The organism is Domibacillus sp. A3M-37 (assembly GCF_024213455.1).
Taxonomy (GTDB): Bacteria; Bacillota; Bacilli; order Bacillales; family Domibacillaceae; genus Domibacillus; species Domibacillus tundrae.
Genome location: NZ_JANAVL010000009.1, coordinates 54,250 through 70,117, shown reverse-complemented (window position 1 = coordinate 70,117; position 15,868 = coordinate 54,250). Strand labels below are relative to the sequence as shown.

General features: G+C 43.6%; 12 protein-coding genes, 1 pseudogene and 2 riboswitches. Of the genes and pseudogenes, 9 read left to right on the top strand and 4 right to left on the bottom strand.

Annotated features, from left to right (window positions below; genetic code table 11):
• Positions 1-117: 117 nt before the first annotated feature.
• Entirely contained in the window at positions 118-291 is a 174-nt protein-coding gene (locus tag NLX67_RS14350; protein WP_254312216.1) for a hypothetical protein, read from the top strand.
• Between the two features lie 86 nt (positions 292-377).
• Positions 378-1,232 (top strand): MBL fold metallo-hydrolase, encoded by an 855-nt coding sequence (locus NLX67_RS14345; protein WP_254312215.1) that lies wholly within the window; start codon positions 378-380, stop codon positions 1,230-1,232.
• Between the two features lie 55 nt (positions 1,233-1,287).
• On the opposite strand, the gene NLX67_RS14340 is transcribed toward NLX67_RS14345, so the two are convergent.
• A complete protein-coding gene (locus tag NLX67_RS14340) occupies positions 1,288-2,472 on the bottom strand; it encodes a chromate transporter (RefSeq protein WP_254312214.1) in 1,185 nt (394 codons plus the stop codon).
• 289 nt (positions 2,473-2,761) lie between these two features.
• Here NLX67_RS14340 and bcaP point away from each other — a divergent pair.
• Positions 2,762-4,150 (top strand): annotated as a pseudogene (bcaP, locus tag NLX67_RS14335) (branched-chain amino acid transporter BcaP).
• Between the two features lie 56 nt (positions 4,151-4,206).
• Here the strand turns inward: bcaP and NLX67_RS14330 are convergent.
• Positions 4,207-5,601 carry an amino acid permease gene (locus tag NLX67_RS14330; protein ID WP_254312213.1) on the bottom strand — a complete coding sequence of 465 codons (1,395 nt, stop codon included), beginning with the start codon at positions 5,599-5,601 and terminating at the stop codon, positions 4,207-4,209.
• A gap of 70 nt (positions 5,602-5,671) precedes the next feature.
• Positions 5,672-5,851: riboswitch (Lysine riboswitch) on the bottom strand.
• 161 nt (positions 5,852-6,012) lie between these two features.
• Between NLX67_RS14330 and NLX67_RS14325 the strand changes: the two genes are divergently transcribed.
• The 5 genes from NLX67_RS14325 to NLX67_RS14305 all read left to right on the top strand — a co-directional run bounded on the left by NLX67_RS14325 (position 6,013) and on the right by NLX67_RS14305 (position 11,505).
• A complete protein-coding gene (locus NLX67_RS14325) occupies positions 6,013-7,272 on the top strand; it encodes a DUF445 domain-containing protein (RefSeq protein WP_254312212.1) in 1,260 nt (419 codons plus the stop codon).
• An 82-nt stretch (positions 7,273-7,354) separates the two neighbouring features.
• On the top strand, positions 7,355-7,726 hold the full coding sequence (locus NLX67_RS14320) for a Na-translocating system protein MpsC family protein (protein WP_046180783.1): 372 nt from the start codon (positions 7,355-7,357) through the stop codon (positions 7,724-7,726).
• A gap of 51 nt (positions 7,727-7,777) precedes the next feature.
• Positions 7,778-7,921: riboswitch (cyclic di-AMP (ydaO/yuaA leader) on the top strand.
• A gap of 31 nt (positions 7,922-7,952) precedes the next feature.
• Complete coding sequence (locus NLX67_RS14315; protein ID WP_254312211.1) at positions 7,953-8,270, top strand: hypothetical protein; 318 nt, start codon at positions 7,953-7,955, stop codon at positions 8,268-8,270.
• Positions 8,255-10,081 carry an APC family permease gene (locus NLX67_RS14310; protein WP_254312210.1) on the top strand — a complete coding sequence of 609 codons (1,827 nt, stop codon included), beginning with the start codon at positions 8,255-8,257 and terminating at the stop codon, positions 10,079-10,081. Before NLX67_RS14315 ends, NLX67_RS14310 begins: the two co-directional genes overlap by 16 nt.
• A gap of 80 nt (positions 10,082-10,161) precedes the next feature.
• Positions 10,162-11,505 (top strand): TrkH family potassium uptake protein, encoded by a 1,344-nt coding sequence (locus NLX67_RS14305; RefSeq protein ID WP_254312209.1) that lies wholly within the window; start codon positions 10,162-10,164, stop codon positions 11,503-11,505.
• 176 nt (positions 11,506-11,681) lie between these two features.
• Here the strand turns inward: NLX67_RS14305 and rocF are convergent, their stop codons facing one another.
• Together rocF and NLX67_RS14295 are read right to left on the bottom strand one after the other, a co-directional pair.
• A complete protein-coding gene (gene rocF / locus NLX67_RS14300; RefSeq protein WP_254312208.1) occupies positions 11,682-12,587 on the bottom strand; it encodes an arginase in 906 nt (301 codons plus the stop codon).
• Positions 12,588-12,686: 99 nt separating this feature from the next.
• Positions 12,687-14,072, bottom strand: coding sequence for a sigma-54 interaction domain-containing protein (locus NLX67_RS14295; RefSeq protein WP_256519886.1), 1,386 nt, complete (start codon positions 14,070-14,072; stop codon positions 12,687-12,689).
• A 235-nt stretch (positions 14,073-14,307) separates the two neighbouring features.
• Between NLX67_RS14295 and pruA the strand changes: the two genes are divergently transcribed.
• Positions 14,308-15,855: an L-glutamate gamma-semialdehyde dehydrogenase gene (gene pruA, locus NLX67_RS14290; protein ID WP_254312207.1), complete on the top strand. Its 1,548-nt coding sequence runs from the start codon at positions 14,308-14,310 to the stop codon at positions 15,853-15,855.
• Positions 15,856-15,868 lie beyond the last annotated feature (13 nt).

Here is a 15,868-nt window from a genome sequence, read left to right as displayed (position 1 = left end):
TGTCGATGCATCATCGCAGCTTTAATAAAAGATTTTGATAAAAGTGAAATTTTTCGGTATAGACGCAAAGCTGGAGGGTATTTGAATAAAGTAAGAAAAGACGAGGGAGGCGGTATCATGCATTCTGGTCAAGTTAATTATGAAGTAAAGCTATTGCTGGTAAACGAATCAGATGAAAAAGAAGAGATCGTCTATACGGCGAATCCTTCCACCTATCAAGTGCCTAAAGTGGGTTCGAGGCCCCCTTATTACTGTAATCCAAGATATGATTGGTCCTATCCGATTATTTGAAGAATGAACTTGTGAATTTCCCGTAAATAGTTCATCTAAAAAGAGGAATAATATCTATAGTCATTTGTGATAACGGAGGATGAAAAATGGACCAAAATATGAAATATGGCAGTGATTATAAACCTGTTCCTGCCACCTCTATAAAAAGCGGCCAATCGATTGAAGTACTGCCGGATTTATTCTGTCATACGATTCAAATCGTCAATATTTGCTTAGCTGGAAATCCGGAAACAAAGGAATTTGTATTAATTGATGCCGGAATGCCTGGTTCTGCAGACGAGATCGTTTCAGTTTCCGAAAAATATTTCGGCGCAAACAGCCGCCCGAAAGCCATTATCCTGACACATGGTCACTTCGACCATGTAGGGGCAATTATTGAATTAGTGAAACATTGGGAAGTTCCTGTTTATGCGCATGAATTGGAACTCCCTTTTTTAACAGGGCAAACGAGTTATCCTAAACCAGACCCAACTGTAGAAGGAGGCATGGTCGCCAAAATGTCTCCGCTGTTTCCATATGAACCGATCGATTTAGGAAGCAATGTACTGAAGCTGCCAATGGATGAAACGGTGCCGCACCTGCCGGATTTTCGCTGGATTCATACCCCGGGGCATTCACCGGGACACGTTTCTTTGTTTAGAGAAAAAGACAGGACTCTACTGGCGGGGGACGCGTTTGTAACAGTTAAACAAGATTCTCTTTATAAAGTCTTAACACAGAAACAGGAAGTGAATGGACCGCCAAGATACTTTACTACTGATTGGAAAGCTGCGAAGGAATCTGTGCAGGAGTTAGCAAGCCTGAAACCAGCTGTGGCCGTTACGGGACATGGATTGCCGGTGATAGGAGAAGAGTTGTCAGAAGGGCTGGGAAAATTAGTTCAAGAATTCAACAACATAGCCATTCCCGACTATGGAAAGTATATTGATAAAAAGCAGTGAATGTCCAATTATAGAGAAGGACTGTCTCTTTTCATGCCGAGACAGTCCTTTTTCTTTACATAAACAAACTAATTAGCGCTCCGCCAAGAGCACCAACAATGACCACTACCCACGGGGGAAGTTTCCAATACACAAGCATACTAAACAAGATAGCAGCGAACACAAAATCAATCGCATCGACAATTGTGCTTGTCCAAATCGGTGTGTAAAATGCAGCAATCAAGATACCGACAACGGCTGCATTTACCCCCATAAGCGCACCTTGAATATTTGGATTACGGCGAAGTGTGTCCCAAAAAGGGAGAGCGCCGAGAATCAACAGAAATGCCGGAAGAAAAACCGCAAATGTTGCTAATAATCCACCCTGCCAGCCATTAATAACCGCACCGATATAAGCAGCAAATGTAAAAAGCGGTCCTGGTACTGCCTGAGCGGCTCCGTAGCCGGCTAAAAATTGCTCAGCTGTCAGCCAGCCGGCAGATACAAATTCACGCTCTAACAGCGGAAGCACCACATGGCCGCCGCCAAAAACGAGCGCGCCGCTTCGATAAAAGCTGTCGCACAGGGCAACCCAGTTTAATGATGTTGCTTCCCGCAAAATCGGCAAAAGAACGAGCAATCCGAAAAAGAGGGAGAGGCACATCACGCCAAACGTACGGGAAAGTGGAAAAGAAAACGAAGGCACCGAATCCGTTTTATGATCTTTGTACAGGAGAAAGCCAATGAGTCCGGCGATCACAATGACACCGATCTGCGTAAAGGCAGTCTGCCATAATAGAACAATTCCCAACCCGGCGAGTACAATCGCTTTTCGTTTTAAATCCGGCGCCAATTTCCCAGCCATGCCAAGAATCGCATGGGCGACAACCGCCACGGCCACAATTTTCAGCCCATGAATCCAGCCGGCGTCGGCAATATCCACCTCCTGAAGTACAAGTGCAAAAACAATCAACGCAATCATAGAGGGCATTGTAAAACCTAGAAACGCCAAAATGCCGCCAAGAACGCCGCCACGCATCACACCAATACCGATCCCAACCTGGCTGCTTGCCGGACCAGGGAGAAATTGGCACAGCGCGACTAAGTCAGCGTAGCTTTTTTCATCCATCCATTTGCGCCTGCGTACATATTCTTCATGAAAATAACCTAAATGGGCTACCGGGCCTCCAAAAGACGTAAACCCAAGCCGGGTTGAAACAAGAAAGATTTCCATTAGCGTGCTGAAATTGATTTTTTGCATCGTCATCTCCTTTAGTCGTTACTTTCTTAACCAGTTCACCTGTTTTTTTATTCCTAAATTAAAAGTAGCATAAATTTTTAAATTCCTTCAAGACATGCAATTGAATCTTTACAAAACATTAAATTACTCCGGTGTAGACACGGATAAAAGAGGGGATAAAGACTTATATAAATCGAACTAATCAAACGTAATTTTTTTAGTTAAATTTTCAAGAAATAATTTTGGTTTTTTTGTTACTAATTATACTGTTACTCTAATATAATAAATTTTCAGAAAGTGAGGAAAAAATATGAGTAATTCTTTGTTCGCAAAAAAAGTATTAAAGATTTAATAAATGGACCGTCTAAAGGCAGTGCATTAAAGAAAGAACTGGGTGCATTTGATTTAACGATGCTCGGAATCGGTGCCATTATCGGAACAGGTATTTTTGTTTTAACGGGCACAGGTGCCTTAACAGCGGGGCCGGCGCTTATTATATCATTTGTCATTGCCGCTCTTGCCTGCCGCTTAGTCTTAGGCGGAATTTGCGTCAACAGTTCCCGTTTCCGGTTCTGTTTACACATACAACTACTTGACGCTTGGCGAATTTATCGCTTTTATAATCGGGTGGGATTTAGTACTTGAGTATTTACTGGCGGTAAGTGCTGTATCAGTTGGATGGTCCGGCTATTTCCAGTCATTGCTTGCAGGGTTCGGGCTGCATATCCCGGCTGCTTTAACAGCAGCTCCGGGCACGATTGAAGGAACGACAACGTATTTTAATCTTCCGGCATTTTTAATTGTTATGCTGATTACGTTTTTGCTTTCGATTGGCGTTAAGCAATCGAAGCGGGTCAATAATATCATGGTTATCATTAAAATTGCGGTTGTGCTGCTGTTTATTGTGGCTGCGGCTGGATATGTAAAGCCCGCTAACTGGGACCCGTTTATGCCATTTGGTTTTGATGGCGTTTTTGCGGCTGCGACGCTCGTCTTTTTTGCTTTTATCGGGTTTGATGCCGTCGCATCTGCTGCGGAAGAAACAAAAAATCCAAAAAGAGATTTGCCGATCGGGATTCTTTCGTCCTTATTTGTTTGTACCCTGCTTTACGTTACTGTTTCAGCTATTATGACGGGTGTTGTTCCTTTCATGCAATTTGAAGGGGTCGCTCATCCGATTTCGCTGCCTTTACAGGTTTCCGGTCAAAACTGGGTAGCCGGTGTGATCGATCTTGGAGCAATCCTCGGCATGACAACGGTCATGCTCGTTATGTTATATGGACAAACACGGGTTATGTTTTCTATGTCAAGAGACGGGTTAATGCCGCCGATTTTGTCGAAAGTGCATAAAAAGTATCAAACACCTTATGTTGCTACATGGTTTTTCGGATTAATTGCCGGGCTGCTGGGCGCGTTTATTTCTCTTGATGAACTGGCAAAACTTATTAACACCGGAACTTTGTCCGCGTTTATTTTAGTGTCAGTGGCCGTTATTGTGTTACGGGTTAAACCGCCTGATCTGCCGCGTGCTTTTCGTTGTCCGGCCGTGCCGCTTGTGCCTATTTTGGCCATTTTGTTCTGCGGGTTCTTAATTCTGCGGCTTGGCGCGGAAACATGGATTCGCTTTGCTATCTGGCTGGTGATCGGCGTAGTCATTTACTGTGCTTATTCAAAAAAACGCTCTAAATTAAATCAGTAATAAAAAATCCGTCCCGAAAACCGGGACGGGTTTTTTATTATACTCGCCGAAGCGCATTATTTAACCAATTGAAGACGTATGAGAAGAGGGTAGAGAACAACCCCTAATAAAAACAATCCCATGCCTAACGAAAAAGTTGTCCAATCAGCCGTACCGGACTTGATCACCCATATAGAGTAAATAAAAGCGAGTGCCGCTATTATTCCGTGGGACAAACGCGACTTGTCTCCCGGTTCGTAAATATCTCCTTTTAGTGAAAGCTTTAAAAGGAACAACGCTGATACTAAGTAAGGAATCAAGTAAGCAAGTGTGGCGGATGTCGTTAAAAACGTATACGCTTCACTGATTGTGCCAGAAATTGTTGAGAAAATAAAAATTTGCGACATCATATTTGTGGCCGTTAAAGCCCGGGCCGGACTTCCTTTTTTATTTAACTTGGCAAAATAAGCAGGGAAGATGCCCGTTTTGGCTGCGTTGTAAGGCACCTCTGAACTAAGCAAAATCCATCCGATTGTTGAACCGAATAAGGAGATTACCGCCAGGAGAGCCATTACAGTCGCCCCGGTGTCCCCAATTAAAACAGAAAGAGCATCAACAAACGGCTTGTCAGATGTTTTTAATACTTCCTGAGGCAATACACCCATAATGATGAGCGTAAGCGCCATATAAATAACAAGTGCAATCAAAAGGCCCAACACCGTAGCGCGTCCGACATCACGCTGAGACTGGGCGCGTCCTGACAGGATGACGGCAGATTCGATGCCGACAAAAGCCCATAATGTAGAAATCGCGGCTAGGTTCATCTGGCTGAACAATCCGTGGGACACGCCTTCACTATCCACTATCGGCGTATATAAATCCCCAAAATTTGATAACTGAAAAACAAACAAAGCGGCTGTAATAAACAGCATAAATCCAATCACTTTTGAGGCGGTTGCGATAAAGTTTAATTTACCAGCACTTTTAATGCTTGTGATCAAGATAAGATGAGTGCCCCAAAGCAATAAGCTGCAAACAACAAATGTCAAAACCCGTCCGAGTGCAATTTCCTGAGAGCCTGCTGAAAAAAGAATGTGCTCACTTCTCATCACAGGGAAGAATGCAGACAAGTAGCCGGCAAAGCTGGTGATAATGGCTACATTGCTAATCCAGTTGGCCACCCAGTAACCCCACACCATAGAAAAACCGGCTGTTTTTCCATACTTCGGTGACTGAAACAGCGCCTGTGCATAGCTTTGCGGCCCGCCGGTTAAGTCAGGCTGGCGGACGGACAATGCGTTAAAAACGAGCGCAATCATTAAAACGCCAAAGCCGGTCAGAAGCCAGGCAAGTGCTACTCCTAAAGGGCTGGCCATTTGCGCCAGCGTAGTTGGAAGCATAAAAATGCCGGAACCGACCATATTCCCAACAACAATGGCTGTCAGAAGCCACAATCCCCATTTTTTCTCCATTTCTTTTCCTCCTAAATAAAAAACACAAATGTACGGGACACTTGTGTTTTAAAATAACCCTCATCCTCTGTCTCTTTATAGTTCTCCACAGAATAGTCCTGTGACAGTTTTACACCTGTTCGATGCAAACCCAGCTCAAAAGATAAAATGGATCCTTTGAGCTTCGGCAACAATTCCTTTCAAACACCATCACGAGCCCCATCAGGCTTCCAGTGCACTACTTTTAATTATCGCAACCTCTACCTCATTGAGACAGCCATGAGGATTTTATTATTCAATTTTTACAAACTTGAGAATAACAAATAATAATTAGTTATGTCAATATAGTATGGCAAAAAGTTGCTTCACATTAAAATCTTTTCTTTTATTGTTATAATAGAGTGAAAATTATGTGTAAAAGGTGAATAAAACATGAAAACTAAACAACCAAAACAATCAAAACATTTAGCCAGTTTATCGCTTGCCGTAATGGGCGGCGGTTTCGCTGCGACCATTCCTTTTCAGGGACCGGTCTGGGGCGGGATTTTGCATGGGGGATTTGAAGCAGGGCTTGTCGGCGGGCTTGCCGACTGGTTTGCCGTGACGGCTTTATTTCGCCATCCGGCGGGAATTCCAATCCCGCATACCGCTCTTTTGCCGAAAAACCGGAAAAAAATAGTTGGCGCGCTCGTCACGACGCTTGAAAACGACTGGCTCTCGAAAGAAAGCATTCAAACGAAGCTTGAGAGCGTGCAGGTGATTGAAAAACTGCTGCCTGTTATCCAAAAAGAACTTCAGTCAGAGCCGGTTCAAAAAGAAATCAACGCGATTCTCGACCAACTCATCCGTTCCGTTGACGTGGAAACAATAACGCCGCTCATCGAAAAAGAGTTAAAAGCAGCACTTTCATCCATTAATGCCAGCAGCGTGATTGAAGCAGCGGTTCAAAAACTGATCGACCACAAATACGATGAAAAAGCCTTCGATTATTTGCTTGGCCGCGCTGAAAATTGGATCAGCAAAAGTGAAACCAGCCGCCAGCTTGGCCGAACAGCGTTAAAAGCAATCGAAGGATTGGAAATGGACGGGTTTATGCAGTTTGCCCTAAAGTCGTTTCAGCAAATGCTGAGCGAAGAAAAGCTTGGAAACCTCTTGCAAAATCTTTTGCGGAACGCGCTTATGAATCTAAATCAGTCTGATGACTTAAACAGACAGGCGTTTTTAATAAAAGTACGGGAAGAAATGCAGAGCATCACAGAACGGGAAGAATGGATGAATGTCATTGAAGAGAGAAAACAGAAAGCAGTTGCCGAGTGGGATCTGTCTGGGAAAATAACAGAAATTCTGATCGGGATTCAGCAAAAAGCGTCGGCCTTCGTTCAAAGCGGTGAATGTATGAATCTTTACATTCTTCCATTTATGACACGAACGCTGGCGAATGTGGCAGAAAATCCGGATAAAATCAGCCGTATGGAAAATTGGATTCAAAAACAAATCGCCGTTCTCGTGGAAGAAAATCATTCGAAAATAGGCAAGCTGGTAGAAGAAAATTTAAACAAACTAGATAATGAAACGCTTGTCAACATGATGGAAAACCATATCGGTAAAGACCTTCAATGGATTCGGGTAAATGGTGCTGTCTGCGGTTTTGTCATTGGCCTTGTTCTAGCCGGCATGCAAACACTCGTATAATAAATATCCGGCCCTCTTTACAGGCGCTTATTGTTCAACGTATGATAGGACCTGGTTGATTTTCACAAATGGAGGGGCAGCAGTGGCGGGACAGAAAAGAAAGCTTGAAGCAGAACTGAGTGAGGCGTTCATTAAATTACAGCGTGAATTGATTGGCCGGGGCCCCCAGGAAACAAAAACGCATATTGTCCAGGATATGGTCATTGCCCGTTTCAAAGGAGTCATGACGGTGGAAGAAAAGCATTTAGCCGGCCACCAAGACGGAAGGAAGCTAGTGAAAGAAATGCGCCAGGTACTCCGGGAAATGTACAGTGCTCAATTTGAAGAAATTGTGGAAAAGCATACAAACTGTAAAGTTATTTCCAGTCATAGTGATATGAGCACAAAAACAGGAGAGCACATCGAAGTATTTATTATGGACCGCAATTTGGAAAAATTATTCGCTGCTGAATAAAATAGTGTTGACTCAAAAAAATAAGCAGAGTAGAATAACTTCATCAACAACTATATACCTCGGCCTAGTCCCGTCAGCGGGAACGGAGGAACCAATTTTTTGGGGCTAATTCTACAGTTTAAGTAGAAAGGATGAGAGCAACTCTTTCGCCATCCTGCCCGTCAGCTAACTTCGTCGGCTAAAGCGAAGGAGGTCTAAAGACCACCTTTATTCAGGGGGCTTTTTTTTGTGGCAGTATATTGCGGCGAAAAGAAGCAGCTTGAGCAAAAAATCAGGTCTTTTTATTGTGCCTATCTTTAGAAAAACAGCTTGGAAGACTGAACGCAAAGAGAGCAGAAATGCTTGCTGGGCGTTACGTAGACCAATGATGTCTTTTTCTTTAACAAAACAGGAAGCATCTTTCCTTGTTTTTGTGCGGAGAAAAACGTCATTGGTCTTTTTTATTCTAAAAAGAAAGGTTTTCGTATGGATAATGAAGTTTTCGTTAGCAGGGAAGTATATAAATAAACTATTGGACGGTGAAAATCAGTGTTTTCTTCCATAAAACGATTTTTAATTGGGCGACCATTAAAATCAGATGCGCTAGGGGAACAGAAACTAAACAAAACGAAAGCGTTAGCCATTCTTTCTTCCGATGCTTTATCATCCGTTGCCTATGGCCCGGAGCAGATATTAATTATTCTCATTACCGTGAGTGCCGCGGCGTTTTGGTATTCCATTCCTATCGCGGTTGGTGTACTAATTCTGTTGACGGCTCTGATTTTATCCTACCGGCAAATTATCTTTGCATATCCTCACGGTGGTGGCGCCTATATCGTCTCAAAGACAAACCTTGGTATAAACCCTGGGTTAATCGCTGGAGGGTCTTTGTTGGTGGATTACATTTTAACTGTGGCAGTAAGTGTATCTGCCGGTACAGATGCCATTACATCAGCTTTTCCAGGTTTACATGATTACAATGTGGTTATTGCCATTATATTTGTGATCTTTCTGACCATCTTGAACCTGCGGGGGGTAACCGAGTCGGCTGCTGTTTTGGCTTATCCGGTCTATTTATTTGTTTTAGCGTTATTTATTCTAATTGGTGTAGGCATATACAACATTGCAACAGGTGAGGTTCCACCTAACTTGCATACACCAGTTGGCACACCAATAGCGGGAATCAGCTTATTTATACTTTTAAGAGCCTTTGCATCCGGAAGCTCTGCCCTAACAGGGATTGAAGCCATTTCCAATGCCATTCCAAACTTTAAAGATCCGGCTCCTAACAATGCAGCTAAAACGCTGACAGCAATGGGGATCTTGCTTGCTTTATTATTTTCCGGCATCGTTTATCTTGCTTATTATTATGGTATTACACCTCTTGCAGAAGTAACGGTTGTCTCACAGATTGCGGAAGAAACATTTGGTCGGAATGCGATGTATTTCTTTATTCAGGGAACAACAGCGTTGATTTTAATCCTGGCTGCCAATACAGGATATTCGGCGTTTCCTTTGCTGGCGGTTAACCTGGCCAATGATAAGTTCATACCAAGAATGTTTACATTTAGAGGAGACCGGCTGGGCTATTCCAATGGAATTATCGCGCTGGGGATTTCTTCCATTCTCCTCATTGTTGCATTTAAAGGACATACGGAACAGCTGATTCCACTTTATGCTGTTGGTGTATTTATTCCATTTACGCTGTCCCAGACAGGGATGATGGTGAAGTGGATTCGTGAAAAGCCGAAAGGATGGGTCACAAAGTTAATCATTAATTCAACCGGTGCTTTGATTAGCTTTGTCGTTACCATCGTGTTCTTTTTAACTAAATTCGCACAGGTTTGGTCGGTTTTAGTGTTTTTACCGATCATCATTTATATCTTTCACCGAATCAGAAAGCATTATGATGCAGTAGGCGACCAGCTGCGGATTACAACGTGTGAGCCTTCTGTACCGATTGAAGGAAATGTGATTGTTGTACCCGTTTCCGGGATTACCCATGTAGTAGAAAATTCGCTAAACTATGCGAAATCCTTGAACCCAGAACGGATTATTGCCGTGTACGTCGCTTTCGAAAGAGGCGACGAAAAGAAGTTTGAAGAGAAGTGGAAACAATGGCAGCCTGATATTAGGCTTGTGACATTGCACTCACATTACCGAAGCATCATCCAGCCATTAACAAAATTTGTGGATACAGTTGAACATAAAGCAAGCGAGTCGAACTATCGGGTCACGGTACTTATCCCGCAGTTTATTCCGAAAAAAGGCTGGCATAACTTTCTTCATAACCAATCCAGTTTACTGATTCGCGCATTCTTGCTTTACCGGAGGAATGTAGTTGTCACAACGGTACCTTACCATTTGAAGAAATAAAACCATAAAAAAGAGTTCTAGGGTAGCTTTACATCATGTAGAGCTATCCCTCATTATGTTGAGCAGGCGAGGGAGAGATAATGGTGAAACGTAAATTCAGCTATCCAAAAGATCCTCCAAAAATATTAGTTAGTGGCTTTGCCTTTGTTATTTTCTTAGGTGCTTATCTTTTGACGCTCCCTGTCGCCACAAGAGATGGAGAAGGTCTTTCTTTCTTGAATGCTCTATTTACGTCTACATCCGCGACCTGTGTAACCGGCCTGGTTGTCGTCGATACGGGGACAACCTTTACTACCTTTGGCCAGCTGGTTATTTTGAACCTTATTCAAATTGGCGGGCTGGGGTTTATGACGTTTGCAACCCTTTTTGCTTTTTTATTTAGAAAAAAAGTTTCCTTAAAAGAGCGTCTTATTCTGCAGGAAGCCTTTAATTATTTAACGATAGAAGGCGTGGTCCGGATGGTCAAAAGAGTCGTGCTCTTCACCTTAGTCTGTGAAGTAATTGGCGGCACCCTGCTGGCCATTCGTTTCTCTTTCGATATGCCGATCGGAAAGGCAGTTTATTACGGATTTTTCCATGCGGTTTCCAACTTTAATAATGCCGGATTTGATCTTATGGGCGAATATAGAAGCATGACTGATTATGTAGATGATCCTTTGGTGGTAGTAGTAATTTGTGCATTAATTATTGTTGGGGGAATCGGGTTTGTCGTCATTAATGAGATATATGAATATCGAAAAATGAAAAGAGTATCTCTACATACGAAAGTCGTTTTGCTGACTACTGCTGTATTAGTTGGCATGGGAACAATCTTAATTTTTCTTCTAGAATTCCATAACCCAAAAACGCTGGAGCCATTGTCCTGGATGGGAAAATTTCTTGGGTCTTTATACCAGTCTGTCACGGCCCGTACAGCTGGTTCAAATACACTGAACATTCCTGACTTAACGGATACGACATTGTTTTTGATTATCTTTTTAATGTTCATCGGTGCTTCTCCCGGTTCTACAGGAGGAGGAATTAAAACCACGACGTTTGCGACGCTGGTCGGAGCAATGCTGTCCCAAATTAAAGGAAAAGAAGATGTTGTTTTTTTCAAAAGAAGAATTGACCATAAGCTGATTTATAAATCCTTAACCGTTATTTTGATCAGCCTGTTTGTTGTCATCATCGTAACGATGATCTTAACGGTCACAGAACCGGGCAAGGGGTTTTTAATGATTCTGTTTGAAGCGACCTCTGCTTTTGCGACAACAGGATTATCGATGGGGCTCACCCCAGATTTATCCCCTGTTGGAAAAGTCATCATCATTATGACGATGTTTGTTGGGAGATTAGGGCCCTTAACGCTGGCCATTGCGCTTACGTTGAATCGCCGTCCAGACTCTTTCCGTTATGCAGAAGAAAAAATCATGATTGGATAAGGACCACTGAATAATTAGTAAGTTAAATACTCTTTGATAAAGTTCCGGAATTCGTATTCAGGGCTTTTTAGCTTTATTTTTATAATAGGAACGTATTCGTAAAAACAAAATGGCAGTGACCCACGCTTCCACTTAAAAAAGTAAAAGCCGCACAATTATGTGCGGCTTTTTTCAGATTAAAGCAGTTTCTCGCCAAGCAGGGAAGCGATGAGTGCGACAGCAGCGTCGCCTGTTTTGTTTTTCTCGTCCAAAATTGGGTTCACTTCCACAAACTCGGCTGATGTAATAATGTTCGATTCTTCAAGCATTTCCATCGCTAAATGACTTTCCCGGTAGCTGATGCCGCCAGCGACCGGTGTACCGACACCTGGTGCTTCTGTCGGATCCAGCCCATCAAGATCCAATGACAGATGGACGTATTCGGTTCGTTCGCGCAAATAATCAATCGTTTCTTTCATCACCGTTGTCATGCCAAGACGGTCGATTTCGTGCATTGTGTATACTTTTATTCCTTTTTCTTTGATGAGTTCACGCTCTCCCGCGTCAAGGTCGCGCGCCCCAATAATGACGACATGTTCCGGCTTTACTTTTGGTGAAAAGCCGCCGATGTTTGTTAAAGCGGGATGACCGATTCCAATACTTGCAGCAAGCGGCATGCCGTGAATATTGCCGGAAGGAGATGTAGCGGCGGTATTTAAGTCACCATGCGCGTCATACCAGATAACACCGAGGTTTTTATGTTTTTTCGCCACGCCCGCAAGTGTTCCGAGCGCGATGCTGTGATCGCCGCCTAATACGAGCGGGAAATGGCCGTCCGTAATGGTTTGTTCGATTTTCCCTGCCAAACATTCACTCGCTTCAGTGACAGATTCTAAATTTTTTAAGTTGCTTGCATCTGATTGCTCTGCGTTTTCAAGGATATCAACGGTAATGTCCCCTTTGTCGTGCACTGCATATCCAAGATCCGTCAGCCGTTCATACAGTCCACCATAGCGAATGGCGCTTGGTCCCATGTCGACTCCCCGGCGCATTTGCCCTAAATCCATTGGTACACCAATGATTGATACTTGTTTCTTTTCCATGTGAAAGACCCCCTTGTATCGTAATTAATTCGCCCTTTAATTAAAAACATAAAAAAGGAAATGGTTCAAGTAGACATTTTTTTGAATATTTATACTATTTTATTCAGTTTTTGAAGTGATTCCAACTTTTTTCAATCGGTATTGAAGGCTTTGTCTGCTTAGTCCGAGCTGTTTCGCGGTCTTGGAAACACTGAAATTATTTTTATGCAAATAATGTTCAATGTAATACTGTTCGAATTTTTCGAGCTGATCTTTCAAATGAGTGGTGCCTTCTTCGTCGCTGCTCAAAAATGAAGCCAGCCGCGACGATGATGCGGTCGGGTCTTGTCCTGTTGATTTGTTGCGGAAATGGTAGGGAAGATGATTATATTCAATCCATTCTTCATCCAGAAGCAAGTTCATCGATGCTTCAATCACATGCTCAAGCTCCCGAACATTTCCAGGCCAGTGATAAGCGTAAAAAGCGTCAAGGACTTCAGGCTCTACACCTAACACGTTCATTTGAAACAGCGCATTGTATTTGGCGGTAAATTGCTCAATGAGGAGCGGAATGTCATCCGGACGCTCTCGCAGCGGCGGAATAAAAATCGTCACGACCCCAAGCCGGTAATATAAATCCTTGCGGAGATGGTCGTTTGCGATCGCATCAATCGGGTCCTCATTGATCGTGGCAATGATCCGGACATCGACCGGAATTTCTTTTGTACCGCCGATCCGTTTCACTTTTCTCTCCTGCAAAGCGCGCAGCAGCTTTGCCTGCAAGTGAACGTTCATAGAATTGATTTCATCTAAGAGAAGTGTACCGCCTTCCGCCTGCTCAAAAAGGCCGGCGCTGTCAATCGCTCCGGTGAAGGCTCCTTTTGTGGTGCCGAACAGGAGGCCTTCAATCAAATTATCAGGAAGCGCGGCACAATTTTGAGAAATATACGGTGCGGCTGCACGCGCGCTGCCGTTATGAATGCTTTGGGCAAACAATTCTTTACCTGTACCTGTTTCGCCAACAACGAGTACGTAAGACGATGTGCGGGTGGCACGTTTAGACAGCTCAATTACTTCCTGGATGGCGTCACTTTTACCAATAATGCTTTCAAATGTGAAGCGGGTGTCTTCTTTTCGAGTGCTGCTGCGCATGAGCCGTTCAATTTTTGTGACATCCTTGGCAATTTCAACTGCGCCTTGAATTTGATCATCTACACTGAACGGAAATGTATGGTTGATCGTCGTAATTTCCGTCCCTTTATTGTTAAAATACGTTTGCTTTACGTTGACGGTTTCCTTGCCATGCTGAAGGGCGCGGACGAGCGTGCTGTTTTGATTTTCCTGAAACATAAAAACATCCAGCACATTTTTATGCAGTACATCATGTGTATCCATCGCTTCAATCTCACGCATTTTTTTATTATAAATGATTGTTTTTCCTTCTTCGTCAATTGCATGAATCCCAACATCTACTTGATTCATAATATATTCATGAAGGGCATTCATAAAATGCAGCTGATTCTGTTTCAATATAGGACACCTCCGTTTCAGATACGTTGCTCCCATTCACTATAAGGCAAAAAAATTCGGCTGGAAAGGCAAAAAAATTGCAGTTGGCGCAAAATATTTTTGCGGGATGGATCGTTTTTATTTTGAAAGGCTGGAAATAACGCTTCTTAAAAGTTGGCATGCTTCTTGCAATTAGATTTATAACAAAATTTATTTTGCTGGAGGGATAAACATGGTGATTGCATACAAACACGAACCATTCACGGATTTTTCAAAAGAAGGAAACAAAAAAGCGTTTCAAGAGGCGCTTAATTACGTGAATACACAGCTTGGCAGCGAATATCCGCTTGTCATCAACGGAGAAAGAGTAACGACAGAAACAAAAACAACGTCAATAAACCCAGCACGTAAAGAAGAGGCAATTGGCACAGTATCAATGGCGGGAAAAGCGGAAGCAGAGCAGGCGATGCAGGCGGCACTTAAAGCGTTTGACACATGGCAGTATACAGACCCATCCGCACGCGCTCAAATTTTATTCCGTGCAGCAGCGATCATTCGCCGCAGAAAGCATGAATTCTCTGCCTGGCTCGTAAAAGAAGCCGCAAAACCGTGGAGGGAAGCGGATGCGGATACGGCAGAAGCAATCGATTTTCTTGAATATTACGCACGCCAGATGAATGAGCTGAAAAATGGATCGCCAGTAGAAAGCCGCGCGGGGGAGTACAACGAATTTGGCTACATCCCGCTTGGCGTGGGCATTGTGATTTCACCATTTAATTTCCCGCTTGCGATTATGGCAGGAACAACGGTTGCGGCCATTGTGACAGGAAATACAGTATTGCTGAAACCAGCTGAACCAACACCGGTTGTCGCGGCTAAATTTGTTGAGGTGATGGAAGAAGCGGGTCTGCCGGCAGGCGTTTTAAACTACATTCCAGGCAGCGGCGCGGAAATCGGTGATTATTTGACTGAACATCCGAAAACACGCTTCGTGTCATTCACAGGCTCCCGTGCAGTCGGCTGCCGCATTTACGAACGTGCGGCGAAAGTGCAGGAAGGCCAGATTTGGCTGAAACGCGTCATCGCAGAAATGGGCGGGAAAGATACAATGCTTGTCGACAGCGATGCAGATCTTGATCTGGCGGCTTCTTCGATCGTGTATTCAGCATTCGGCTTCTCTGGTCAAAAATGTTCAGCGGGCTCGCGTGCCGTTATCCATGAAGATGTGTACGATGAAGTCCTCGAAAAAGCTGTGGAGCTGACAAAAACACTGAAAATGGATAATCCAGAAGCAGCGGAGACGTACATGGGACCTGTGATTGATGACCGGGCGTTTAAAAAGATTATGGACTACATTGAAATTGGCAAAGGGGAAGGATGTATTGCGACAGGCGGCAGGGGAAGCGACGAAACAGGCTACTTTATCGAGCCAACAATTATCGCAGATGTAAAAGAAAAAGACCGCTTAATGCAGGAAGAAATTTTCGGTCCGGTCGTCGCATTTTGCAAAGCGAAAGATTTTGATCATATGCTCCAAATTGCCAATAATACAGATTACGGGCTGACAGGGGCGCTCGTATCAAACAATCGTGACCATATTAATCGGGCTCGGAAGGAATTCCATGTCGGAAACTTGTACTTTAACCGCGGCTGTACAGGCGCGATTGTCGGCTACCAGCCATTTGGCGGCTTTAACATGTCGGGTACGGACTCCAAAGCGGGCAGCCCGGATTACTTGATTCACCATATGCAGGGGAAAACCATTTCAGAAATGTTTTAATTGATAAAGGGGG

Excerpts from the sequence above, each read along its gene's own strand:
- NLX67_RS14350 (WP_254312216.1), top strand. The coding sequence starts at position 118 with ATGCATTCTGGTCAAGTTAATTATGAAGTAAAGCTATTGCTGGTAAAC.
- NLX67_RS14345 (WP_254312215.1), top strand. The coding sequence starts at position 378 with ATGGACCAAAATATGAAATATGGCAGTGATTATAAACCTGTTCCTGCC.
- NLX67_RS14340 (WP_254312214.1), bottom strand. The coding sequence starts at position 2,472 with ATGCAAAAAATCAATTTCAGCACGCTAATGGAAATCTTTCTTGTTTCA.
- NLX67_RS14330 (WP_254312213.1), bottom strand. The coding sequence starts at position 5,601 with ATGGAGAAAAAATGGGGATTGTGGCTTCTGACAGCCATTGTTGTTGGG.
- NLX67_RS14325 (WP_254312212.1), top strand. The coding sequence starts at position 6,013 with ATGAAAACTAAACAACCAAAACAATCAAAACATTTAGCCAGTTTATCG.
- NLX67_RS14305 (WP_254312209.1), top strand. The coding sequence starts at position 10,162 with ATGGTGAAACGTAAATTCAGCTATCCAAAAGATCCTCCAAAAATATTA.
- rocF (WP_254312208.1), bottom strand. The coding sequence starts at position 12,587 with ATGGAAAAGAAACAAGTATCAATCATTGGTGTACCAATGGATTTAGGG.
- NLX67_RS14295 (WP_256519886.1), bottom strand. The coding sequence starts at position 14,072 with ATGAATGCCCTTCATGAATATATTATGAATCAAGTAGATGTTGGGATT.
- pruA (WP_254312207.1), top strand. The coding sequence starts at position 14,308 with ATGGTGATTGCATACAAACACGAACCATTCACGGATTTTTCAAAAGAA.